General features: G+C 54.5%; 20 protein-coding genes. 12 read left to right on the top strand and 8 right to left on the bottom strand.

The window, feature by feature from the left end; translation table 11 throughout:
• Window position 1: 1 nt before the first annotated feature.
• From OCT58_RS02500 to OCT58_RS02465, 8 genes are all read left to right on the top strand, one after another.
• A complete protein-coding gene (locus OCT58_RS02500; RefSeq protein WP_267201262.1) occupies window positions 2–757 on the top strand; it encodes a TerC family protein in 756 nt (251 codons plus the stop codon).
• Between the two features lie 4 nt (window positions 758–761).
• Entirely contained in the window at window positions 762–1,085 is a 324-nt protein-coding gene (gene trxA / locus OCT58_RS02495; RefSeq protein WP_267201261.1) for a thioredoxin, read from the top strand.
• Between the two features lie 310 nt (window positions 1,086–1,395).
• Entirely contained in the window at window positions 1,396–3,804 is a 2,409-nt protein-coding gene (gene ppsA / locus OCT58_RS02490; protein ID WP_267201260.1) for a phosphoenolpyruvate synthase, read from the top strand.
• A 274-nt stretch (window positions 3,805–4,078) separates the two neighbouring features.
• A complete protein-coding gene (locus OCT58_RS02485; protein ID WP_267201259.1) occupies window positions 4,079–5,254 on the top strand; it encodes an ABC transporter ATP-binding protein in 1,176 nt (391 codons plus the stop codon).
• A complete protein-coding gene (locus tag OCT58_RS02480; protein ID WP_267201277.1) occupies window positions 5,247–5,897 on the top strand; it encodes an ABC transporter permease in 651 nt (216 codons plus the stop codon). The genes OCT58_RS02485 and OCT58_RS02480 overlap by 8 nt, the downstream gene beginning before the upstream one ends.
• On the top strand, window positions 5,887–6,810 hold the full coding sequence (locus OCT58_RS02475) for an osmoprotectant ABC transporter substrate-binding protein (protein ID WP_267201276.1): 924 nt from the start codon (window positions 5,887–5,889) through the stop codon (window positions 6,808–6,810). The genes OCT58_RS02480 and OCT58_RS02475 overlap by 11 nt, the downstream gene beginning before the upstream one ends.
• Before the next feature lie 6 nt (window positions 6,811–6,816).
• On the top strand, window positions 6,817–7,476 hold the full coding sequence (locus OCT58_RS02470; protein WP_267201258.1) for an ABC transporter permease: 660 nt from the start codon (window positions 6,817–6,819) through the stop codon (window positions 7,474–7,476).
• A gap of 128 nt (window positions 7,477–7,604) precedes the next feature.
• Entirely contained in the window at window positions 7,605–7,874 is a 270-nt protein-coding gene (locus OCT58_RS02465; RefSeq protein ID WP_267201257.1) for a hypothetical protein, read from the top strand.
• A gap of 77 nt (window positions 7,875–7,951) precedes the next feature.
• On the opposite strand, the gene OCT58_RS02460 is transcribed toward OCT58_RS02465, so the two are convergent.
• The 4 genes from OCT58_RS02460 to OCT58_RS02445 all read right to left on the bottom strand — a co-directional run bounded on the left by OCT58_RS02460 (window position 7,952) and on the right by OCT58_RS02445 (window position 12,013).
• On the bottom strand, window positions 7,952–8,716 hold the full coding sequence (locus OCT58_RS02460) for an ABC transporter ATP-binding protein (protein WP_267201256.1): 765 nt from the start codon (window positions 8,714–8,716) through the stop codon (window positions 7,952–7,954).
• Window positions 8,709–9,605, bottom strand: coding sequence for an ABC transporter permease (locus tag OCT58_RS02455; RefSeq protein ID WP_267201255.1), 897 nt, complete (start codon window positions 9,603–9,605; stop codon window positions 8,709–8,711). The genes OCT58_RS02460 and OCT58_RS02455 overlap by 8 nt, the downstream gene beginning before the upstream one ends.
• The gene (gene trpX / locus OCT58_RS02450) at window positions 9,602–10,591 is read right to left on the bottom strand and encodes a tryptophan ABC transporter substrate-binding protein (protein WP_267201254.1); all 990 of its coding nucleotides are present in this window, start codon (window positions 10,589–10,591) and stop codon (window positions 9,602–9,604) included. The genes OCT58_RS02455 and trpX overlap by 4 nt, the downstream gene beginning before the upstream one ends.
• Before the next feature lie 312 nt (window positions 10,592–10,903).
• A complete protein-coding gene (locus tag OCT58_RS02445; RefSeq protein WP_267201253.1) occupies window positions 10,904–12,013 on the bottom strand; it encodes an NlpC/P60 family protein in 1,110 nt (369 codons plus the stop codon).
• A gap of 194 nt (window positions 12,014–12,207) precedes the next feature.
• On the opposite strand from OCT58_RS02445, the gene OCT58_RS02440 reads away from it, so the two are divergent.
• From OCT58_RS02440 to OCT58_RS02430, 3 genes are all read left to right on the top strand, one after another.
• A complete protein-coding gene (locus OCT58_RS02440; protein WP_267201252.1) occupies window positions 12,208–13,749 on the top strand; it encodes an ABC-F family ATP-binding cassette domain-containing protein in 1,542 nt (513 codons plus the stop codon).
• Between the two features lie 11 nt (window positions 13,750–13,760).
• Entirely contained in the window at window positions 13,761–14,543 is a 783-nt protein-coding gene (locus OCT58_RS02435; protein ID WP_267201251.1) for a putative ABC transporter permease, read from the top strand.
• A 103-nt stretch (window positions 14,544–14,646) separates the two neighbouring features.
• Entirely contained in the window at window positions 14,647–15,237 is a 591-nt protein-coding gene (locus tag OCT58_RS02430) for a glycoside hydrolase family 73 protein (protein ID WP_267201250.1), read from the top strand.
• A 193-nt stretch (window positions 15,238–15,430) separates the two neighbouring features.
• On the opposite strand, the gene brnQ is transcribed toward OCT58_RS02430, so the two are convergent.
• Entirely contained in the window at window positions 15,431–16,810 is a 1,380-nt protein-coding gene (gene brnQ, locus OCT58_RS02425; protein WP_267201249.1) for a branched-chain amino acid transport system II carrier protein, read from the bottom strand.
• Window positions 16,811–17,202: 392 nt separating this feature from the next.
• Window positions 17,203–18,459 (bottom strand): DUF2325 domain-containing protein, encoded by a 1,257-nt coding sequence (locus OCT58_RS02420; RefSeq protein ID WP_267201248.1) that lies wholly within the window; start codon window positions 18,457–18,459, stop codon window positions 17,203–17,205.
• 142 nt (window positions 18,460–18,601) lie between these two features.
• On the opposite strand from OCT58_RS02420, the gene OCT58_RS02415 reads away from it, so the two are divergent.
• A complete protein-coding gene (locus tag OCT58_RS02415; protein ID WP_267201247.1) occupies window positions 18,602–19,684 on the top strand; it encodes a DHHA1 domain-containing protein in 1,083 nt (360 codons plus the stop codon).
• Window positions 19,685–19,744: 60 nt separating this feature from the next.
• Here OCT58_RS02415 and OCT58_RS02410 read toward each other — a convergent pair whose 3' ends face one another.
• Window positions 19,745–20,389, bottom strand: coding sequence for an HAD family hydrolase (locus OCT58_RS02410; RefSeq protein WP_267201246.1), 645 nt, complete (start codon window positions 20,387–20,389; stop codon window positions 19,745–19,747).
• Between the two features lie 97 nt (window positions 20,390–20,486).
• Window positions 20,487–23,168: an HAD-IC family P-type ATPase gene (locus OCT58_RS02405; protein ID WP_267201245.1), complete on the bottom strand. Its 2,682-nt coding sequence runs from the start codon at window positions 23,166–23,168 to the stop codon at window positions 20,487–20,489.
• Window positions 23,169–23,315: the final 147 nt, after the last annotated feature.

The following is a 23,315-nucleotide window of genomic DNA, read 5'->3' as shown; positions in this document are numbered from 1 at the left end:
ATTGTCACTTTTAGGAAAGTTATATGGACCCTTCTTCGATCCACATAACTGGTCAACTGTCATCACCTCGGGCCAGGACTGGCTAATCATCTTTTCCCTGGTGATGATCGAATGCTTGCTGTCAGTCGACAATGCCGTCGTGCTGGCGGCTCAAACGCGAGTGCTGCCAACACTCAAGGAACAGGAGGAATCCCTGTTCTACGGGATTTGGGGTTCCTACCTGTTCCGCTTCTTGATTATCGGGGTCGGAACCTACTTGATCAATTTTTGGGAGATCAAGGTAATTGGCGCCGCCTACCTTATCTATCTGGTATACCGTTTTTTTAAGAATAAATTTTTCGGACACAAACGGGTTCGTCAAGTCCGGAACGCGGCCGCGCACCTGACCGGCCGTAAGCGTTTCTGGTCAGTAGTGGCCCAGATTGAGTTTATGGATATTATCTTCTCTGTCGACTCCGTCCTGGCTTCGTTGGCAATTTCATTCAATCCAGTGATCGTCCTGATCGGTGGAATGATTGGGATCGCCTGCATGCGGGGGGTGGCCGAGATCATCATGCGCTTGATGCGCAAGATTCCAGAACTGGAGCCGATGGCTTACTGCCTGATCGCCATCATTGCCGTCAAGCTCTTCTTGACGATTCCAGCAATCGATATCGAGATTCCGTCGAGTATTTTTGGAATTTTCATGCTGGTGGTCTTCATCCTGACGATTGTGATCCACTTTGTGCGCCGTTCAAAGAATAAAAAGAAGGAATAAATAAATGGCAATTGAAGCAAATGCAGAAAACTTCGCCGCGCTGACGGCAGGGCCGTTAACGGTCGTTGACTTCTGGGCACCCTGGTGCGGACCCTGCAAGATGATGGACCCAATCATGGAGCGGCTTGAAGCTCAGTATCAGGGGAAAATCAAGTTTGTGAAGATGAATGTTGATGGCAACCAGGAAATTGCCCAGCGCTACAAGGTAATGAGCATTCCGAGCCTGGTCCTGTTCCGCAATGGCCAGGCCAAGGAAAAGGTCACCGGGGTCTACCCGGAAGCCAAGTTAGCTCACTATTTTGACCGCAAACTCGCCGAAAATGCATAAAAAACAAAGGAGGCTGGATTTAAACAGCCTCTTTGCCGTTACATAGCTGTAAATGTTACAGCGCGGTAGCTGGCTGGATCCTGAACGTTGATAAATCAACGCCCAGGACGCCTAGCCAGCCTCGCGGGGGTGGGAAGACGAACTCGCAAACGAGTTCTGTCCCACCGCCTTTTTTATATCGAACATAATATTAAATTTGTTATAAGAAGAGACAAAAAGACACATTTGATGTCCCACGTTCAATAAATAAAGGGTACAATGTAATTGTAGTTGTAACCGCTTTCACAAGCTATCCAGAGGAGGTAGTATTATGGGAAATCGCGATGTTGCTAATGTATTATGGTTCGATGAGCTCCACCGAGAGGATGTTAACCTGGTCGGTGGGAAGTCTTCCTCGCTGGGAGAGATGACCTCGTCGATGAACGTGCCAGTTCCGTACGGCTTTGCTACCACGGCTCACGCTTACCGTTATTTTATGGAAAAGACCGGCTTAAATGACCAGGTCAACGCCCTGCTGGACCAGATCAAGGACTACGAAAATGCCGACGAGCTTCACGACGCCTGCACCAAGATTCGGGACCTGATCACCGGAGCCAAGATGCCGGATGACTTAGCCAATGACATCAAGCAGGCTTACGCTGATCTGGCCAAGCGGATGAATCAGGAGGATCCTTTCGTTGCCATTCGGTCGTCTGCTACGGCCGAAGACCTGCCAAACGCTTCCTTTGCGGGTCAACAGGAATCCTACTTGAACATCCACGGGGCTGACGACGTGGTTGACCGTGTTCAACAGTGTTACGCTTCACTCTTTACGGATCGGGCAACTTACTACCGGCACAAGCAGAACTTCCCATACGAAAAGGTTGCCCTGTCGGCCGCGGTTCAGATGATGGTCTTCTCTAAGGCCTCGGGGATCATGTTCTCCGTCGACGTTACTAACGGGGATGACACCAAGATCGTGATCGATACCATCTACGGTCTCGGTGAATACATCGTCTTGGGGAAGGTAACGCCAGATCACTTCGTTGTCGACAAAAAGTCGATGAAGATCGTGGAAAAGAACATCACCACCAAGCCGGTCGAGCTAGTTCGGCTGCCTGAGGGTGGTACCAAGGAAGAACCAGTTCCTGCCGAATTGGCAGACAAGCCAGTCCTGACTGATGACCAGGTTCTGGAATTGGCGGGCTACGTCAAGCAGATTGAACAGCACTATGGCTGCTACATGGACATGGAGTTTGCCCTCGACGCCAACACCAACAAGCTCTGGTTAGTTCAGGCTCGTCCAGAGACAGTTTGGTCACAGCGGAACAAGAATAAGAAGTCGGAAGAATCAGCAGGAGATGATAACGTGGTTGCTGAAAGTGATGCCGAGGTTGCAGTTCGTGGTTTGCCAGCTAGTCCAGGCGTGGCCAGCGGGGTCGTTCACGTCATCGACAGCCCAAAGGACATCGATGAATTCAAGGACGGCGAAGTGCTGGTTACCCTGATGACTTCACCAGACTGGGTTCCAGCGATGAAGAAGGCCGCCGGGATCATCACCAACAACGGTGGGATGACCTGTCACGCCGCCATCGTTTCCCGGGAAATGGAAATTCCATGTATCGTCGGAACCAAGAGTCGGGGCAAGGCCGCAACCGACGTCTTCAAGACTGGGGATGTCGTTACGGTTGACGCTAAGAACGGGGTTGTCTACAAGGGCAAGGTTGAATCCCTGTTCAAGAAGCCAACGACGACCCAGGCCGCTGCCGGTGGCCAAGTCGTTGCTGCCGAGACCTTCCCACCAACCGCTACCCGGGTTATGATGAACCTCGGGGACCCAGAGTTGGCCGAGAAGTACTCAACCCTGCCAGCCGACGGGATTGGTCTGATGCGGGAAGAATTCCTTTGGACCACCTACATCCATGAACACCCACTTTACCTGATTGACCAGGGACACCCGGAGAAGGTTGTTGACATGCTGGCCGACGGTGTAAGTAAGGTTGCCCGGGCGATGGCACCACGGCCGGTTGTCCTGCGGCTGTCCGACTTCAAGTCCAGTGAATACCGGAAGCTCAAGGGTGGCGAGAAGTACGAGCCACACGAACCAGCCGACCTGCTGGGCTGGCGGGGTGCCTCCCGTTACTACGACCCGAAGTACGTGGAAGCCTTCAAGCTGGAACTGGCGGCCGTCAAGAAGGTTCGTGAAGAGTTCGGCCTGAAGAACCTGAACGTTATGATCCCATTCGTTCGGACCGTTGACGAAGCCCGGAAGGTCACTGCAATCATGCACGACCAGGGATTAGTGCGGAGCGCCGACTTCAAGGTTTACATGATGGCTGAAATCCCATCCAACATCATCCTGGCCGACCAGTTCAACCAGTTCGTTGATGGTTACTCCATCGGTTCCAACGACCTGACGATGCTTCTACTGGGTTGTGACCGGAACAACGACACGGTTTCCAGCCTGTTCGACGAGCGGAACCTGGCTGTTAAGCGTGCTATCCGGCACCTGATCAAGACCGCTCACAAGGACGGTCGGACGGTTTCCATCTGTGGGCAGGCACCGTCCGAATATCCAGAATTCACGAATTTCCTGATTCAAAGTGGGATCGACTACGTTTCCGTCAACCCAGACATGGTCAAGGCCACGAAGCGCAACGTTGCTCACTTCGAACAGCGGATCCTGCTCGACAAGGCCACGGGCCGTGGAATTCAGGACCCAACCGACTACGAATGGTAATAAGATAGTACTTTGTCAATTTCCTTGATTTTGATTACAAAGACCCGAGTCAAATTTATGGCCCGGGTCTTTTGTGATGCAACGGATGTTTTTTACTTGTCCTGCCCCATAACGATTGGTCTTGGTTTCTACGACAATGCTTTAGAAGACAAAGCAATGTTAAATAACTGTTTTTAATAACAACAGAAATGATTAGATAGTCTTGAAATCGTTATCATAATGAACGTAAAATTAAAGAAAAATGAAAACTTGTTAATTGTTAGGAGGGGTATGCATGAATGATCAGAACTCAATTGTTGAATTCCGTGGGGTAAGCAAGGTTTATCCTAATGGGAAAAAAGCACTAGAGGATTTTAACCTGACCGTTCATCCTGGAGAATTTATCTGTTTTATTGGGACTTCTGGTGGTGGGAAAACTACAGCCCTGCGGATGATCAACCGGATGCTGGAGTCCAGCTCAGGTCAGGTGCTGGTGGAAGGAAAGAATATAATGGATCAGGATCCGATTGATTTACGCCGCCACATTGGTTACGTGATTCAAAACATTGGTCTGATTCCGCACATGACGATTGAAGAAAATATCTGTCTGGTGCCCAAACTATTAAAGTGGCCAGCAGAGAAGCGGGCAGCCCGTGCACGAGAACTGATTAAGATGGTTGAAATGCCTGAAGAGTTTCTGCAACGCTACCCGCACGAAATTTCTGGCGGTCAGCAACAGCGAATTGGGGTCATTCGTGCCCTGGCTGCCAACCAAAAAATTATGCTGATGGATGAACCTTTTGGCGCCCTTGATCCGGTCACTCGACAAAAGTTGCAGGAACTGGTTCACTACCTGCAAAAGGACTTGAAAAAGACGATTATTATGGTGACTCATGACATGGATGAGGCAATCAGTCTGGCAACCCGGATTGTTATTTTTGATAATGGCCACATTATTCAGTCGGCGCCACCCCAAGAAATCCTTCAGCACCCGGCAAACGATTTTGTTCGCGACCTCATTGGCGAAGAACGGCTGAATGAAGCCCAGGTAACGCTGGCAACCGCTCAGTCGGTGATGCTGACCAGGCCGATTTCGACAACGGCTGAAATCTCTCTCGAAAAAGCCCTGGCGAAAATGAATCATCATCACATTGACTCTTTGATCGTAGTAGACGGCGATCAGCACCTGATCGGGGAGTTAGATATTGCTCAGGTAATCGCCCACCGGAATAAACTTGATCTTCGGGTAGCCGATATTATGGGTCCGGCGCCGCAGACCGTTTTTGATACGGATCTTTTGAGCAGTGTTTACCAGATTATTATTAAACGGCGCCTTAAGTATATGCCGGTCGTAAATCACGATCGACAAATCGTCGGCATCATTACCCGTTCAAGTCTCGCAAAGGTCCTTTATGACTATGTTTGGGGGCAGGAAGAGCTGGAGCATGAAAGAAGTGATCGGCATGATTAGCTTTCTGAATGAATACGGGAGTGATCTTTTACTAAAAACCTGGGAGCAGCTATACATCTCTTTGATTTCGCTTGGGGCCGGGATCGTTGTGGCAGTACCGCTTGGAATCCTCCTAACGCGCTTCCCCAAAACAGCGAAGGTTGTGATTGCGATTGCTAGTATGTTGCAGACGGTGCCATCGTTAGCCTTGCTAGCGCTAATGATTCCAATTTTTGGAATTGGGAAATTTCCGGCAATCGTCGCCCTCTTTATTTACTCTCTCTTGCCGATTTTACGGAACACCTACATTGGGATGGAAGGGGTTGACCCCGTCCTTTTGGATTCGGCCAAAGGGATGGGAATGACCGGCTGGCAACGGGTTTGGCAAATTTCGTTACCGCAAGCCTTGCCGGTGATTATGGCCGGGATCCGACTTTCGGCCGTTTACTTGATTGCTTGGGCGACGCTGGCATCATATATCGGTGCTGGAGGGCTCGGAGACTTTATCTTTAATGGCTTAAATCTTTATCAGCCGGACCTAATCATTGGTGGGACGATTCCGGTCAGTATTTTGGCCTTGCTCACCGACTTTTTGTTGAGCAAACTTGAACGCAGACTGACGCCGGTGAACTTGCGAGAGGAAGGTGAGGATGATGAAAATTAAGCAGCGCTGGTTATGGATTCCGCTGACCATTATTGCGTTCTTCGTCCTTGCTGGCTGTAGTCACAAGTATGAAGCAAAGAATACGAGTGGGACGATTCGAATTGCGGCTGTATCTTCTACCGAGTCACAAATCATGGCGAACATTTTAAGTCAGCTGATTGAACACGATACGGGAATGAAGACAAAGATTATTGGCAATCTTGGTTCATCAACGGTTTGTCATAAGGCCCTGCAACGTAATAATGCGGATGTAATGGCGACTTCTTATACCGGAACGGACTTAACCGGAACTCTTGGTGAAAAGCCGGAAAAGAACCCCCAAGTTGCTACGCGGATCGTTGATCGCGAGCTGAAAAGTCGTTATCATGAGGTCCGTTTCCCAACCTATGGCTTTGCGGATACTTACGCTTTCATGGTTACGAAGCAGCTGGCACATCAGAAGAATCTAGAGACCGTTAGCGACCTGAAGTCTTTTGCCAGTCAGTGGAATGCGGGAGTCGATAGCTCCTGGATCAATCGAAAAGGTGACGGTTATCGGAGCTTTAAGAAGGAATATGGCTTTGACTTTAAGCGCGTTTACCCGATGCAGATCGGCCTAGTCTACGATGCCGCCGAGCAGGGGAAAATGCAGACAATTCTTGGTTATTCTACGGATGGGCGGATTAAGAGCTATCAGTTAAAGATCTTAAAAGATGATCGGCAGTTCTTCCCACCATACGAGGCAGCGGCGGTGGCCAACGAGTCGATTTTGAAAAAGTACCCGCAGCTTGGCCCGACCATTCACAAGCTAGATGGCCAGATTAACCTGGAAACTATGCAGGAGCTCAATTATCAGGTTGATGATCAGCTGCTTGAGCCGTCAACCGTTGCGCATCATTTTCTTGTCAAGCACCACTATTTTACAAAGAGGTGACGAGCGATGAAGGACATGGGACTGTGGCAACAATTCTTTTATTATTTTCAGCATAACGGTTACTACATTTTAGGAAAGTTCAATCAGCACTTTTTGATTTCAATTGAAGGGGTGTTCTTCGCTGCCCTGATCGGGATCCCAATTGGTGCGTTAATTGCCCATTATCGGCGTCTCTCCAATCCAGTGATTCAGGTTGCTAATCTAATCCAGACGATTCCATCACTCGCAATGCTTTCGATCTTGATGCTCGGCCTGGGTCTTGGCGATCAGACGGTAATTACCACGATTTTTCTCTATTCGCTCTTGCCAATTATTCAAAATACGTATACGGGCCTGCGCAATACGTCGCCCGCGGTGCTTGACGCCAGCAAGGGGATGGGAATGACCCGTTGGCAGCAGCTGATGATGGTTGAAATTCCACTGTCAATCTCCGTTATTATGGCAGGAATTCGAAACGCCCTGGTGGTGGCAATCGGGGTGACAGCGATTGGGGCCTTTATCGGTGCTGGTGGTCTTGGTGATATTATTATCCGGGGGACTAATGCAACAAATGGTGGCGCTATAATTTTGGCGGGAGCACTCCCGACGGCGCTAATGGCGATTGTTTCCGATCTTGTTCTTGGTTGGATCCAAAAATTATTTTCACCAAAGGGGCTAAAAGAATAGCATCATCAAAAGCGGACTACGAAGCATGTCGTGATCCGGCTTTGATTAATTTCAAGCTAGGTGATTTAACTTACCCCGCCAAGCACCCTATAATGGAGGTGAAGAATGAACGAAAGGGGCGCTGATAGATGACGGACAAGGATTTGTTGAAGGTAATGCAGGAAGAGCAAGTTGAGGTTGAACCGGCGACGAGCGGTGAGACCACCTATCGGTTTGCGATCAACCACCAGCCGTTTGGTCACCTCGATCGGTATGACAACCTGTATTTAGATGACTATGACGAAGAGATTTCGCGGCCGCTGAGCATGGGCAAGCAGTGGATCAGCCACTGGGTTGCCTGGGCCGCCCGGGGATTTCGGATGAACCTGCGGCGCCTCGGAAAATGGCAAGCGGAATGAATTTGAGTGAGAAAAAGCTTTATAAAGAGAAAATAAAAATCGGAAGGGCAGCAGTAATGCTGGCTCTTCCGATTTTATTAATCTTCAAAATACTGATACAACTTGTCCACCGTCAGTTGCTCCTTTTCCGGACCGCTGAAGTCGGCCTTGATCTGGCCGTCCTTTAACACGATCAGTCGGTTGCCATAGGTCAGGGCATCCTCTAGGTGGTGGGTGATCATCAGGGCCGTCAGATGGTCGTGAGTGATCCGCTCGTTCGTAGCGTGGAGAAGGTTCAAACTGGTGTGGGGGTCCAGGGCGGCGGTGTGTTCGTCCAGCAGCAGGATGTCCGGCCGCTTGAGGGTGGCCATCAAGAAGCTCAGAGCCTGGCGCTGACCACCGGAGAGGGCCCCGGTCGCCGTGGTCATCCGGTCTTCTAGGCCGTTGTTCATCGTGGCGGCCAGTTTGGTAAAACGGGCCATGTTCTGCTTGAGTTTTCGTGGAATCAGGTGGCGCCGTTCGCCCCGCTTAGTGGCCAGAAGCATGTTTTCGGCGACCGTCATCCGCGGTGCCGTTCCCAGCTTGGGATCCTGGAAGACCCGGGCGAGGAAGGCAGTTCGGTCCTCCTCACTGGAATTGGTGATGTCCTTGCCGTTGTGCAGGATCTGGCCGTTGTCGGCGCGCAGGTTGCCACCGATGACGTTGAAGAGGGTGGATTTTCCGGCCCCGTTCGTGCCGACGATGGTGATGAAGTCGCCGTCGTTGATCTCCAGGTTGATTCCCTTCAAAATCATCGTCTCATTGGAAGTCCCCTTGTTAACGACGGTCTGAACGTTTTTTAACTCTAAAATTGGCTTACTCATGTGGCTGAACCCCCCTGAGAATTGGCTTCTTAATGTTGAGGTGCTGTTCGAATTGCGGAATCATCATGCTGATGGCGAGGACGATCGATGAAATGAGGTTGAGGTCGTTGGCAGAAAAACCAAGCTGCAGGACCGCCAGCAGGATCAGCCGGTAGATGATACTACCCAAGGTGACTGCGACCAGCCGTTGGTTGAGGGTCAGTTCACCGAAGGCCACTTCGCCGATAATGATCGAGGCCAGGGCGATCACGATGGTCCCGATCCCCATGTTGACGTCGGCGTATCCGTTATTCTGGGCGATTAGGGCGCCACAGAGGCCGACCATTCCGTTGGAGACCATCAGGCCGACGATCACCATCTTGTCGGTGTGGATCCCGAAGGCCTTGGCCATTGTCGGGTTATCCCCGGTGGCGATGAAGGCCTGGCCGTAGTCGGTTGCGAGGAAGGCCACCATCAGGATGGTGACGATGGCGATCACGATTAACCCCAGCGTGACGCTATCGAAGTACTGGGGCAGATTTTTGAGGGCCCCGTTAAACAGGGTTGGCTTGCCCAGCAGGGAGATGTTGGACTTGCCCATGATCCGCAGGTTGACCGAGTAGATGGCGGTCATTGTCAGAATCCCGGCGAGCAGGCTGGGGATCTTCCCCTTGGTATAGAGCAGGCCGGTGACCAGGCCGGCGATCATCCCGGTCCCGACTGCTAGCAAAGTGGCCAGTAGTGGGCTAACACCGTGGGTGATGGCGGTGACCGCGGTGGCCGCACCCAGCGGGAAGGTCCCTTCAACGGTCATGTCACAGAAGTCGAGGATTCTAAAAGTCAGGTAAAGGCCAAGCCCGAGGAGTGCCCAGAGAAGCCCTTGCCCGATTGAGGAAACGATAAGATTCATTTGTAGATCACTCCTTCTTGCTGTGCTTCTTTTTGGAAATGCTTTGGAACGGTCAGGCCGAGCTTGCGGGCCTGCTTGAGGTTCAAGACCGGTTCACCGTGGCGGACGTACTGGATCGGCGTGTCTGCTGGCTTCTTGCCCTTGAGGACTTGGACGGTCATCTTGGCGCCCCGGACACCGAGGTCGTACTGGTTGACGCTGTAGGTGGCAACCCCACCCTGCTTAACCATCGTTCCGGCAGCCGGGAAGACCGGCTTCTTCGCCGCGTTGGCGTTCTTGACCAGGGTCTGCATAGCCCCGGCGATGGTGTTATCGGTCGGGACGATCACGGCGTCAACCTGGCTGAGCATTTGCTCGGAAACCTGGTTGAGGTCGTTGCTGTTAGCAATTGAGTAGGCCTTCAGCGTGATCCCTTGTTTCTTACATTCACGGACGATCTGATGGTAGCCGGCGACGGCTGAGGAATCACTGGAGGTGTAGATGACCCCGAGTGTCTTCATGTTGGGCATGAACTCCTTGATCAGGTTAATCTGCTCCTTGATTGGGGCCTGATCGGAGACCCCAGTGATGTTGCCGCCGGGATGCTTGTTGTCCTTAACCAGGCCGGCGCCCTTTGGATCGGTGACTGCCCCGAGGATGATTGGCGTCTTGGTGGTAGAGTTGGCAACCGCCTGGGCCGCTGGGGTGGTGATGCTGTAGATGACGGTACAGTTGTCGTTGACCAGCTTGGAGGCCATCGTCTTCAGGTTGCTCTGGTCCCCGTTGGCGTTTTGGTACTCGATCTTGATGTTCTTGCCGTTGTGGTAGCCTTCCTTGGCTAACTCATCGACAAAGCCCTTGTAGATCTGGTCGAGGGCCGGGTGGTGCATCAGGGTCAAAACACCGATCCGGGGTGTTCGCTGTTTGACTAAGCCACCATTTTCCTTAAAGAAGGCGAAGCCCAGGAAAACAAGAATAATTGCAATGAGGCTATACATGCGTTTCATGTGATGATTCACACCTTTCTAAAATAAAAAAGCGAGCGTCCGCATGCGGGACCCTCGCTGATGAAGCAAAATAAAAAGCCCGCATGTGGATCCATGCGGACTGAATGAAATAACAATCTCAGCCGGCACAGATGCAATCTGTTGTCAGGTTGCATCGATACCGAAACAACCCGTCTACCGGCTTTGCCAACAAATATTCACGTTGTGAGATTGAAACTTCTTCATTGTTGCTTGCTCCTTGGTTATTAATTGCTCTTAGTATACCCAAGGTCTGGCAAGCTGTCAATTCTTTTTATTAGAAAAATTTAATCTTTACTGGTTCATACTAATGTAGTAGTTCGGCCGGTAGTATTGAATATTACCTTCCTGAACGTTTTGACCAGGGGTTGGGGCCTGGATGTAGTTCCCGTTCCCCTCCGCAATGGCAACGTGGTACGGTGCGCTTTCGGTCCCCCAGAAGTAGAGGTCACCGCTCTGGGCGTTTTCCACGTCGTACTTGTGCTGACCAAGGGTGGCCTGTTGATAGGTCGTCCGGTAGTTAGAGCCCAGGTTGTAGGAGTATTGAACCAAACCGGAGCAGTCAAAACCGCTTGGCGTGTTCCCACCCCAGACGTACGGAACACCGATCATGGATTTCGCAGTTGCCACGGCACTGGAAGTGGTAGTGCTGGTAGTACTTTGTGCGGCATTGCTGGTGCTTTGGCTTGCGTAGCTCGTGGTGCTCTGAGCAGCTGAGCTGGCGGCCTGGGCAGTCTGGCTGGTTGCCTGTGAGTTGTAGGCCGCGGCGGTCCGCTCGACGGTGCCGTAGCTAATTGCGTAGCTGCTCATTGCTTGGTGCGCGGCGGCAGAGTTAGCGGCGTAGGTCGTTGGGGTACCGCTTGCCGGGGTGTAATTGTTCGTTGCCGCTGAGGAACCGGTTTGCGCCTGGCTGCCTTCGCTTTGCTGATCAGCTGTTTCAGCGATGGCGCTTTGGCTGGCAGAATTCAGATCAGCTGCCGTGCTTGTCAGGCTGACTGCCGTGCTCTGGCTGGTAGCTGCACTATTTGAGCTGACGACCCCGGTAGCGAGCTGGGCACTGGCAGTACTGTTTGCCGAAGCGGCCGTGCTGGTGCTCAGCGGGTTGACAATGGTTGCAACTGCCGTACTGGTCGTATCGGCCTGGCTAGTGGCACTCGTTGCAGAGTCAGGAATGATCAGCGTTTGTCCAATTTGGAGGACATCTGGATTCGCCAGCTGATTGCGCTGGACGATTGCGTTGACCGTGGTCTTGTATTCCTGGGCATAGTTCCAAACGGTGTCACCCGCTTTGACCTGCACCTGAGTGTCGGCGTTAGCTGTAGTTGCAACGGCCAGTGCACTCGCTGCCCCCAAAGCGGCCATCAGTGTCTTGGAAACAATTTTCTTCTTAATGATAAGAATCACTCCATCTGTTAAATTTTGCTTAAGACTACGCTTTCTACCTTAAGGGGACGATATGAATAAATTGTGAAGGCTTTCCAAAAGAAAAATGACCAAAAATGTTAGTTGATTGTAACAAAGGCAAGCAATTGCTGGAGCAGCGCGGATTGTGATACCATGGAAAGCAATTATATTGATGCATAATGGGGTGAAAATAAATGGCAGTGTTAGATGTTGAAGGCCTGACGATGTCCTATGCCGACAAAAAACTGTACGAGGACGCCAGCTTTCAATTAGAAAAACACGAACACATGGGGATCGTCGGCCAAAACGGGGCCGGCAAGAGTACGCTGATTAAGATCCTGATCGGCAAGGTCCTGCCCGTTGATGGCAGCGTGAAGTGGCAGAAGGGAGTCAAAATCGGCTACCTCGACCAGTACGTGGACATTCCTCAGGGGATGACCCTGATTGAATTTTTGCACACCGCCTTTGCGGATCTGTATAAGCTCAACGACCAGATGAACGCCTACTACACGGAATACGCGACGAAGATGGATGACGAGCTGCTGACCAAGGCCGGCCGAATTCAAGAAAAGCTGGATGCCAACAACTTTTACGACATTGAAACCCAGGTCGAACGGGTCATGAACGGGCTCGGACTGACCGACATCGGCAAGGACCACGTCGTCTCGGAGATGAGTGGTGGCCAGCGTTCGAAGATCATCCTAGCCAAGATGCTGCTGGAGAATCCAGACGTGATCCTGCTGGACGAACCGACCAACTACCTGGATACGGCCCACATCGAATGGCTGATCGACTACCTCAACGATTTCGACGGGGCAGCGATGATCATTTCCCACGATTACGACTTCCTCGAAAAGGTCACCAACACGATCTGTGACGTCTCCTTTGGCAAGATTACCAAGTACCGGGGCAGCTTCCAGCAGGCGATGCGCCAAAAGGAAGAACGCAAGGAGTTTCAGGAGCGCGAATACGAGAAGCAGCAGGTTGTGATCGAAAAGGCCGAGCGCTTCATCCGCAAAAATAAGGCCGGGTCCAAGTCGACGATGGCCAAGTCCCGGGAGAAGATGCTGGCCCGGATGAAGCGGATTGATCCGCCGGAGGACAACCTCAAGGCGACCTTCCACTTCCCATACGAAAACACCGGCTCGGCCAACGCACTGCGGGTCGAAAAGCTGTCGGTGGGTTACGGCCGGCCGCTGCTGGCGCCGGTGACCTTCTCGATGACGATGGGGGAGAAACTGCTCTTTACCGGTTTCAACGGGGTCGGCAAGTCGACTTTGATCAAGTCGATCTTAAAAAAGATTCCGGCGCTGGGCGGGACGGCGACCTTTTCCCCGTCGGCCAAGATCAATTACTTTGACCAGGACCTGGTCTGGGATGACCCGTCACTGACACCACTGCAGACGATCCAGAATCTTTTTCCGACCATGCAGCCGCGGACCATTCGGACCAAGCTGGCCCGGGCCGGGATCAACGCCGCCAACACCCAAAAGCCGCTCCAGCTCCTGTCCGGTGGTGAGCAGACCAAGGTCAAGCTGGCTATCCTGGAACTGACACCGTGCAACTTCCTGATCATGGACGAACCGACCAACCACCTGGATGACGAGACCAAGGAGGGGTTAAAGACCGCCCTGCAAGAGTTCCCGGGCAACCTGATCCTGGTCAGCCACGAGGAAAGCTTCTACACCGGTTGGCTTGATAAAATCCTCAACGTCGAAAAGCTCAGTCTGAAATAAGGGAGGAAATCATGCCCTACAGCCTATCCGAGATCATCGTTCTCTTCTTCACCTACGCCGTCATCGGCTGGGTATGGGAGACAATCTACTGTTCCATCAAGGATCACCATTTTGCCTACCGGGGCTTTCTTTTCGGCCCCTACTGTCCAGTCTACGGCTTTGCGGTGACCACGATTTTGATCACGACCTTTCGCGTCTCCGACAACTTGATCCTGCTTTTCTTGGTGGGCTTCGTTGTCGCCAGCATTTTTGAGTACGTCGCCAGTCTTTTCTTGGAAAAGGCCTTCCACATGAAGCTCTGGGACTACTCACACCTCTGGGGGAACCTCCAGGGGCGGGTGGCACCACAGATTTCCCTCTTCTGGGCAATCGGCGTGGTGGTGCTAGTCCGCTTCATCCAGCCCGCCGTCCAACGGGTGATCAACTGGGAAGAGGCCCACACCCACGGAATGCTAGCCCTCATGGTGGTGCTCGTGATGGGCACCGACACGATCCTGACGATTATCAGCGTGCAACATTTCCACACCACAACCAAGATGTGGAACGAACGGGCCGAGGCCTACCGCGAACGCCTGCGCAAACGGCTGGAATCCGCCCTGCCAGAGGAGAAGCCCGCATTGGCCAAGCGGCTGGACAACTGGCGTGCTGAGATGCTAGACCGGCGTGCCGAGCTGGATTTGCGCCTACTGAACTGGAATGAGCGGCGCCTGGTCAAGAGCTTCCCGCGGTTGAAGGTTCTGGATGCCAAGCGGTTTAACGAAATGAAACAAGATTTGCTGAAGCACAGCAAGTAAATAAAAACGAAGATTTCCTGAAGATTGAGCGAAACCTTCGCTTTTTTATTTGTCCACCCCCTATAATGGTGGACAACCACCAAGATGAGGGGGAAGTGAGAATATGAAGAAAAAATGGCAGATCATTATCGGGAGCCTGCTCGTCGTGGTGCTAATTGCGGCGGCGGTCTTTGGCATCGTCTCGTCGCAGCACAAGACGACCAAGCCCCAGCGGCAGACCCATCCCAAGGACATCACGGTCAGCAAATTCATCAAGCAGATTGCCCCGGCGGCCCAGCGGGAACAAAAGAAGTACCACATCCCGGCCAGCATCACGATTGCCCAGGCCGGCATCGAATCCAACTGGGGCCGCAGTAAGCTTGCCTACAAGTACAACAACCTCTTCGGCATCAAGGCCAATAGCAAGCACAACCGGGTGCGGATGTACACGACCGAAAACATCAACGGAAAGAACAAGCAGGTCAAGCAGTACTTCCAGGTTTACAACAGCTGGGCGGCCTCGATTAAGGCCCACACCCTGCTGATCGTCAACGGGACGGCGGACAACCACAAGCGTTTCCGTAGCGTCCAGAAGGCCAAAAACTACCGCGAGGCGGCCTACGCACTGCAGAAGAACGGCTACGCGACCGATCCGGACTACGCCAGCAAGCTGATTTACGCGATTCAGAAGTTTAATTTGGATAAGTATGACTGAAAATGAGTGGGAAACAACCATCAGAGTGGGGCGTATGGCTAACCTAGGGCGGGAGTCGGCGCTGAAGGCGTCGGCTTTCGTCCGTAGTTAGACACTAGCCCCACGGTTGTTTTCCACGTTATCTAATTAATCAAAAAACGGGACCGCCTCGGTTGAGACGATCCCGTTTTTTAATGGCTGAAAAAGTTAAGTGTTAGTTGAGCTCTGTCTTGGTGGAAACGGCGCCGGCTGGCTTGAACCAGTGGTAGAGTAAGCCGACCGCCAGACCAACGAGGGCCGGGACCAGCCAGGACAACCCCATGCTGGCCAGTGGCAGGTGGCTCCGCCAAGCGGCCACCATCAGGCCAAAGTGGCTTTGGCTGACGACGGCGGGGAAGGCAACCACCATGTCACCCAGGGCCGGCACAACGGTGAAGAGGACGACGAAGAAGTAGACGGCCCCGTCGCGCTGGAAGAGCGGTGAGGTGACGGACAAGAGGATCAGAACCATTGCCAGTGGGTAGAGGAACATCAGCATTGGCGTGGACCAGGAGATGATCGTGTCGAGCCCGAAGTTGGCGGTTAAGAACGAGGCCAGGCAGGAGAGGGCCAGCCAGGTGTGGTAAGAAACCTTCGGGAAGTGCTTGTGGAAGTCCTGGGCAAAGGCGGCGACCAGACCAACGGCGGTCGTCAGGCAGGTGACGGTGAGCAGGAAGGCGAGGACGATCTGACCAAAGGCCCCGGCGTAGGCGTTAACCAGCTGGTTGAAAGCCACCCCACCGTCAGCGGAAACCTTGAAGCGACCGAGTGACATGGCACCGAGAACGATCAGCAGCAGGTAGATAACGGCAATGGCGGAAACGGCCAGGACCCCGGACTTAGCAACGACCTTGGAAACGTCACTCGCCCGGCGCTGCCCCATGGAGCGGACGGCAGTGACGACGGTCACCCCAAAGGCCAGGCCAGCCAGGGCGTCCATCGTGTTGTAGCCTTCCAGGAAGCCGTTGGAAAGGGCACTGTGGGTGTAAGCGCTGGTAACGGGTGCGGTGGCCGGATTACCCAGCGGGTTGGCAAAGGCAACGACAAAGACCAGGAACAAGAGCGCCAGGAAAACGGGATTCAGGACCTTGCCGACATTGGCCAGGATGCTGTTTTCACGGTAGGAAAAGGCGAAGGCCGCCAGGAAAAAGAGGGCCGAGAAGACGAAGAGGACAACGGATTCGTACCGCTTAGGCAGGAATGGTGCCACCCCGACCGTAAAGGAAACGGTCGCGGTCCGCGGCGTCCCGAAGAGGGGACCGATGGTGGCGTGGATTAAGACCATGAAGACCAGGGCGAAGACGGCGCCGAGCGGTCGCCCAATGTCGTAGACCCCCTCAGCCCGGGTGACGGCTACGGCGAGTACCGACAGCAGCGGCAGCAGCACCCCGGTCAGCAGGAAGCCGACCGCCGCGGTGCCCCAGTGCGCCCCGGCGAGCTGACCCAGGTGCAGGGGGAAAATCAGGTTTCCGGCACCGAAGAACAGGCCAAATAGCAACGAGGCGACGACCAAATATTGTTTCCACGTTAATTTGCGTGATGTGAGATCTTGCATGAAAATACTCCTCCTCAGGATAAAATTAAAAATAATTGCGCCGATCCCAACAAAAAAGTCCCTTAACCAAAATTAATTGGTTAAGGGACGCCTGAGCGTGGTACCACCCTATCTTCGTCTCGTCACGGTGGACAAGACCTTCACGTACGGCCCGCAGGCGATACGCTGGCACGATAATGGGTGCTCCCACCGGAACTTACTGGACTTAAGCTCCGGACTCGAAAGTGATTTTCAATTGGTCGAACTCACCGTCCCCTCACACCAAACGGGATTCGCTGTCGTGGTCGATTCAACCTACTCTTCTTTCTCATTGCGATCGAATAATTAAATTGTTGATTCATATTCTAAGCTTTTTTTAATAAAAGTCAAGAAATATCTTAATTTTATTTAAGCTAATCAATCTTTTCACTGGAAACCGCGTATGCCGGATCGCCGTTCAAAGCCCGGCCGACTGCTCGCTCGACGGCCGTGTTGGAGGTCACATTGGCAATTGCTAGCGGCTTCTCGTAGCGCTTGGCATGGTGGTTGGCCAGCTGGCTGATCCGGTGGTGGATGGCGTCGATGCAGACGATTACGAAGTCGGCGTCACGGATCTCCCGCTTGAGCTTGCTGGAAGAGACGTTCTCCTCTGCCGAGGCATCGAGGCCGTGGAAGACCCCGTGGTGCTTGGCAATCACCGGCTTGAGACCCTGGACCTTGTCACGGACGCCGGTGATGACCAGGACGGTCCGCTGCTTGAGGTCGTAGTCGAGCTTCTTTTCGTAGTCGTGCCGGGTGTTGGTGACCTTCTTGACCTGCTTTGGCTTGGCTGGCTGTTTGGTGGTGTCGTAGTCCTGCTTCTCGTGGATCCAGCGAATGCTGCCTTCGCTGGCGTCCTTGAGCCCGTTGCCGCGGTCGTAGTAGGCAAAGTCAATCACCATCCCCGGCTTCAGGTCGCGGCCCGGGTACTTGAACGGGTCGATCACGACGGTGTTGGCCGGTGCCTGGTCGAGGAGCGAATCGCCCTTCATCGTGCTGGCGATCTGAAGGACGTCGGAGCCAGGAACGCTCTTCAATTCGGCGTACTCGATCACGCTGATCTTGGTCGGCTCGTAATCGTCGATCCGGTCGCTGGTGACCCGGCGAATTGCCGGCAGGCCGCGGACCTGTTGCTGTGTGTCCAGCTCAACCACGTCACCGTCCTCAATCGGGAAGTGGAGGTGGTGCAGGATGGCCTCGGAATAGTAACGGTGGTTGATCTCGGCCCCGCTGAGCTTCCGGTGAACCAGGTAGAGGTTATCGGCGGCCAGCCGTTCCTCCTGGCTGCTTTCCTTGGGTGCTTCGGGTTCAACCGGTGTTGGTCGGCTGATCACGTTACTCTGGGCCGGCCGGTTGGCTGCCGGCCTGGCTTCAGCACTGGACGGGCCGGTCAAAAGGGAGCGCAGGGTGTGGCGGGCCGCCGGGGACATCGGCTGCTCGTGCCGGGTGTGGGTCTGGTAATGGTGCCGCTTGACTGGTGCGCTGTCTTTTTCGGGCGCCCCGTCGTCGTAGTGGTTGAGAATATTGATGATCGTGGTGAGGCTGCGCAGGGTCTGCTGGAGGCTGCGCGGGTCGTCACCGGTATTTTGAAGCAAGTCGATCAAATCTTGCCGGTAATCATAGATTCGCATAGTATTCGTTCCTTTCCTAATGTCACTACTTCCATGATAACAACAACCCGGTTCGCTGTCAGTTGGAAAGGTCACCGATTGGGGAGAAAAATCTAGTATAATGGTCGGTAGTAACGATTAATCAAGACGAGGCGAGTACAAGATGGCAAAACGAACGATTAAACTATTTTCCCACAATGACCTGGACGGCTTCGGGGCCCCGCTGCTCCTCAAGGCAGTTCAGCCGACGATGTTTGACGATACCGACTTCGACATGACCAACTGCGGGGCCGGCCGGATTGATGACGAATTTGCCCGCTGGATGCGCACTCCCGAAGCCAGTCGCTTCACCGATGTCTACATCATGGACATGACTCCGGACAGCGACTACACCTTCCAGCAGCTCAACGACAATTTTGCCAACCACTGGCTGGTGTTTGACCACCACGAGAGCGAGGAGGCCCAGCGGAACAAGTACGCAGCCAACAGCATTACCCCGGCCAATCCGGACGTCAACCCGAGCGCGGCCAGCCTGGTTTGGGACTGGCTGCAGACCCAGCCGCACTTTACCGACCTGAGCGAGCAGCGGCGGCGGGACTTGGCCTACCTAGTCGAGTTGATCCGAGCGTACGACACCTGGGACTGGCAAAATGATCCCGACATGGCCGAAACGGAGCGCCGGGCGGCTGATGACCTCGATCAGCTCTTCTGGTTCTACCCGCTCCAGGACTCGGCCTCCTTCGTTGAGGGCGTGCTGGCGGCCGGCTGGGACCAGTACCGGCAGGATAATCAGCTGCTGATCCACACCCTCAACGAGCGGCGGGCCAAGTACCTCAAGAGCCACCTCAAGGACATGCTCAAGACGAAGATTGCCGGCCACCAGTTCGGGGTGGTCTACGCCGACGATTACAAGTCCGAGATTGCCCACGAATTACTGGAACAAAACCCGGACATCGACGCCGCGCTGGTGGTCAGCCCGGTCAGCGTTTCCCTGCGCAGCAACGGCAAGCTGGACGTGGCCAAGTTTGCCGAGCAGTATTTTAACGGTGGCGGCCATGCCGATGCGGCGGGCGGCCGGCTGACGGTCAACCCGGTCAAGGTCGGTGAGCAGGCCGTGATTGACGATCTGACCCAGACGGTGAAGAACCGTCAGGAGGAGGATCACCAGGAAGAAAGCACCCTGGCGGACAACCTTGATCCGGAAGTGGCAGCCAAGATGGCAGCACTATTTGGGAAAAACAAGTAGCCAATCAAAAAAACGTCTCGCTGGCAACTCGAGCTTGCTTACGAGGCGTTTTTCAATTCACTAAATTTTCAATAGGTCGGCCGGCTCGTGCAGCAGGAAGTCGGCACCCATGATGGAAGCCGGGTTGGCCGAGCCGTAGAGGGCCGCGGCGGACTTGACCCCGGCTGCCTTGGCGGCCTTGAGGTCATTGATCGTGTCGCCCACGTAAACGGTCCGCGCCGGGTCGGTGATCCCCATTTCCTCCATCGCCGCCAGGATGGGATCTGGGTCGGGCTTGTGCTTGACAGTGTCTTTCTCGGTGATTGCCACGTCGAAGAGCTTGGCGAAGGAAAATTTATGCCGGAAGTGCTCGTATTCGTCCTGGACCTTGGAGGTGGCCACGGCCAGGTTGCGCCCTTCAGCGTTGAGCCCCTGTAGTGCCGCCGGGATGCCGGCGAGCACCGTCACCCGGTCCTCACGCTGGTAGGAGAGCTGAAACCATTCTTTGACCATCGGGGCGACGTCCTCCTCCTTGACCCCGTAGATCCGCAGGGCGTCGGCGCCGGTGATACCGAAAAGCTTGCGCATGACCGCCTGTTCGTCTTCGGGGGCAACCGGGTAGCCGTGTTCGCGCAGCAGCTTGATCATCGGTGGCATGTACATGTCGAAGGTGTCGATCAGGGTGCCATCGATGTCGAAAATAAAGTTTTCTATCTGTTCTGTCATGGTAATAGGATCCTTTCATCCAACTTATACCGACAATTTTAGCAAAAAAGCGTGGCGACTCAAGTCCTCAAGGTCCTGAGTCGCCACGTTGTGTTTATTAATTTTTAACGACGGCCATCCGCTGGCGGCGGTTGTGAATGCCCTTGTCAAACTCCGTGCAGAGCATGATCAGAGCGGAAATACCGATGACCGCCAGCCATTCCAGCGGGCTGATTGCCGTTACGTGGAAGGTCTCCTGCATGAACGGCAGGTAGGTCAGGGCCAACTGGAAGAAGATCATCAGAGCGATCACGCCCCAGGCCTTCGTGCTGATCGTCCTCAGCTGACCGAGCCCCGGTTGGTCGGTCCGGATGCTGAAGAAGTAGAAGACCTTGGAGATGACGATTGTGTTGATCATCATTGTCGTGGCGTTGAGCGGACTGGCGCCGGCGCCCACGAACCAGTGGTAGCCGACGAGCGAGAAGACGGCGATCAGTGCCGAAACGTAGCCCATCTGCACCAGGTCGTGGCGGTCCATCAGGCGCTGGTTGACGGGGCGTGGTGCCCGGCTCATGATCCCGTCCGCCGCCCGTTCGAAGACGAAGGCGAACTGGATGGTAATTGCCGCGATCAGGTTGATCCACAGCAGCTGGACCGGCAGTAGTGGCACCTCCTGGCCGGTCAGGATGGAGAAGGCGACGACCAGCCCTTCGGAGAACGAGGTCGGCAGAAGGAAGAGGATGCTCTTTTTAATGTTGTCGTAGATGCGCCGCCCCTCCTTGATCACGGCGGCCATCGTCGCAAAGTTATCGTCGCCTAAGACCATATCCGCCGCGTCCTTGGCAACGTCGCTCCCTTTGATCCCCATCGCGATCCCGATGTCGGCGCGTTTTAGGGCGGGGGCATCGTTCACCCCGTCACCGACCATCGCCGTGATCTGCTGACCTTCCTGCAGGGCTTCGATGATCTCGAGCTTGTTCTGCGGGGTTGTCCGGGCAAAAACCTGGGTGTTCATGGCCACGGTGCCCCGTTCTGCTGGCGCCAATTGGTCCCACTGTTCACCAGTGATGGCGTGGATCGGGCCATTGGTGAGGCCGAGCTGCTGCCCAATGGCCCGGGCGGTCTGCGGGTCGTCCCCAGTGATCATCTTGACGGCCACCCCGGCCCGGTTCATCTTCTCCAGGGCAGCGATTACCTCTTCGCGCGGGGCATCCTGGAGGGCGGCGAGGCCCAGCAGGTGAATGCCCTGGTAGAGGTCCGCGTGGTCAACCGTCTTCAGGGGAGTACCAGTCACCGGCCGGTAGCCGACGGCGATGACCCGTTTCCCCTGCTTGGACCAAGCGTTGACCCGCTTTTCCCACTTGACAAGGTCAAAGGTCGCATCCATTTTGGCAGCCATCTCAAAGAGCTTGTCCGGCGAGCCCTTGACGAAAATCATCTGCTGGCCGCTCTGGCTGTCGTGGACGAGCTCAGCGATGTAGCGGTAGTCGGAGTCGAAGGGCAGCAGGTCCAGTTTTTGGTATGGCGACTGGAAAGCGGCGCCGTGGGCCTTGTGGTAGAGGGTTAGGAAGGCACCGTCCGTCGGCTCCCCGTTGATGTGCCAGCGGCCGTCCTCTTCGGTAAGAATGGTGTCGTTGGCCTGGTAGCCGGCCTCGACGAAGAGCTGTAATTCAGGAGTCAGTTCCGCGGGCTGGCCGTTGTCGAGCAATTGGCCCGCGGGTGCGTAGCCGGTTCCGGTAACGTCAATTCGCCGGTCACCGACCCAGAGCTCCCTGGCGGCCATCTCGTTTTTAGTCAGCGTCCCGGTCTTGTCGGTGGCGATCACGTCAACTGAGCCGAGGGTTTCGACGGCCGGCATCGACTTGATGATCGTCTTGTACTTTTTGGCCATCTTGCTGACCCCGAAGGCGAGGATCACCGAGGTCGTGGCTGGTAGCCCTTCCGGAATGGAACCCACCAGCATTGCGACCACCGCCAGGGCGAGGGCCGGCAGGGAGTAGATCTGGAGGGCAAAGCCGACGATGAAGACGATGACCGAAGCGCTGATCGTGATGTAGGAGACGATCTTGCCGACCCGGTCGATTTCCCGGGTCAGCGGCGTCTTTTGCGGCTTGATGTGGGCAACCTCCTGGGAGATCTTGCCGATTTCGGTCGCCCCGGCCGTGGCCACGACGATCCCGGTTCCACTCCCGCTAGTCACCAGGGTGGACGCGTAGACCACGTTGGTCCGTTCCGCCAGCGGGACCTGAGCCGCTTCTAGGACGGCGGAACTTTTGGCAACGGAATTGGTCTCACCGGTCAGGGCCGACTCCTCCACGCGGAGGTTGTCGGCGGAAATGATCCGCAGGTCGGCAGGAACGTTGTCGCCCGCCTCGAGGAAGACCACGTCGCCGGCTACCAGTTGGCTAGCGTCGATGTCCTGGCGAACACCGTCACGGTAGACAGTTGCCCGTGGCGCCATCAGCTCCTTGATCTTGGCCAGGGCGTTGGCGGCACTGGTCTCCTGGAAGTAGCCGATCAGTGAGTTGAGCAGCACCACGGCGAGGATGACGATGGCGTCGGTGTAGTGGCCGATTAGGATCGTCAGTGCGGCAGCGGCTAGCAGGATGTAGATCACGATGTTATTGAATTGGCGCAGAAAGATCTTCCACTTGGGGGTCGTCTTGACCTCCAGCACGTTGGGACCGTCCTGGGCCAGCCGTGCTTGTGCCTGGGCACTGGTCAGCCCGGCTGTCAGGTCTGCCAGCTGGTACTTGTTCTTTAATTCGTCCGTACTGAGTTGGTAGAGTTGTTTGTTCATGATTCACCTTGTTTCTGGTTGAGATTGTGTGCCTGCAGCAGGGCCGGGGATCCTTTTCCACTTCCCGGCCGGGTCAATGAAGCCAATTAATTTACTGCTTTTCAAATCCTCCTTGTTTTTGGTAAGAACAGAATATCATAGGCGGGC

The sequence above is a fragment of the Limosilactobacillus kribbianus genome (assembly GCF_026413145.1).
GTDB classification, from domain to species: domain Bacteria; phylum Bacillota; class Bacilli; order Lactobacillales; family Lactobacillaceae; genus Limosilactobacillus; species Limosilactobacillus kribbianus.
This window is presented reverse-complemented; position numbering and strand designations above follow the sequence as displayed.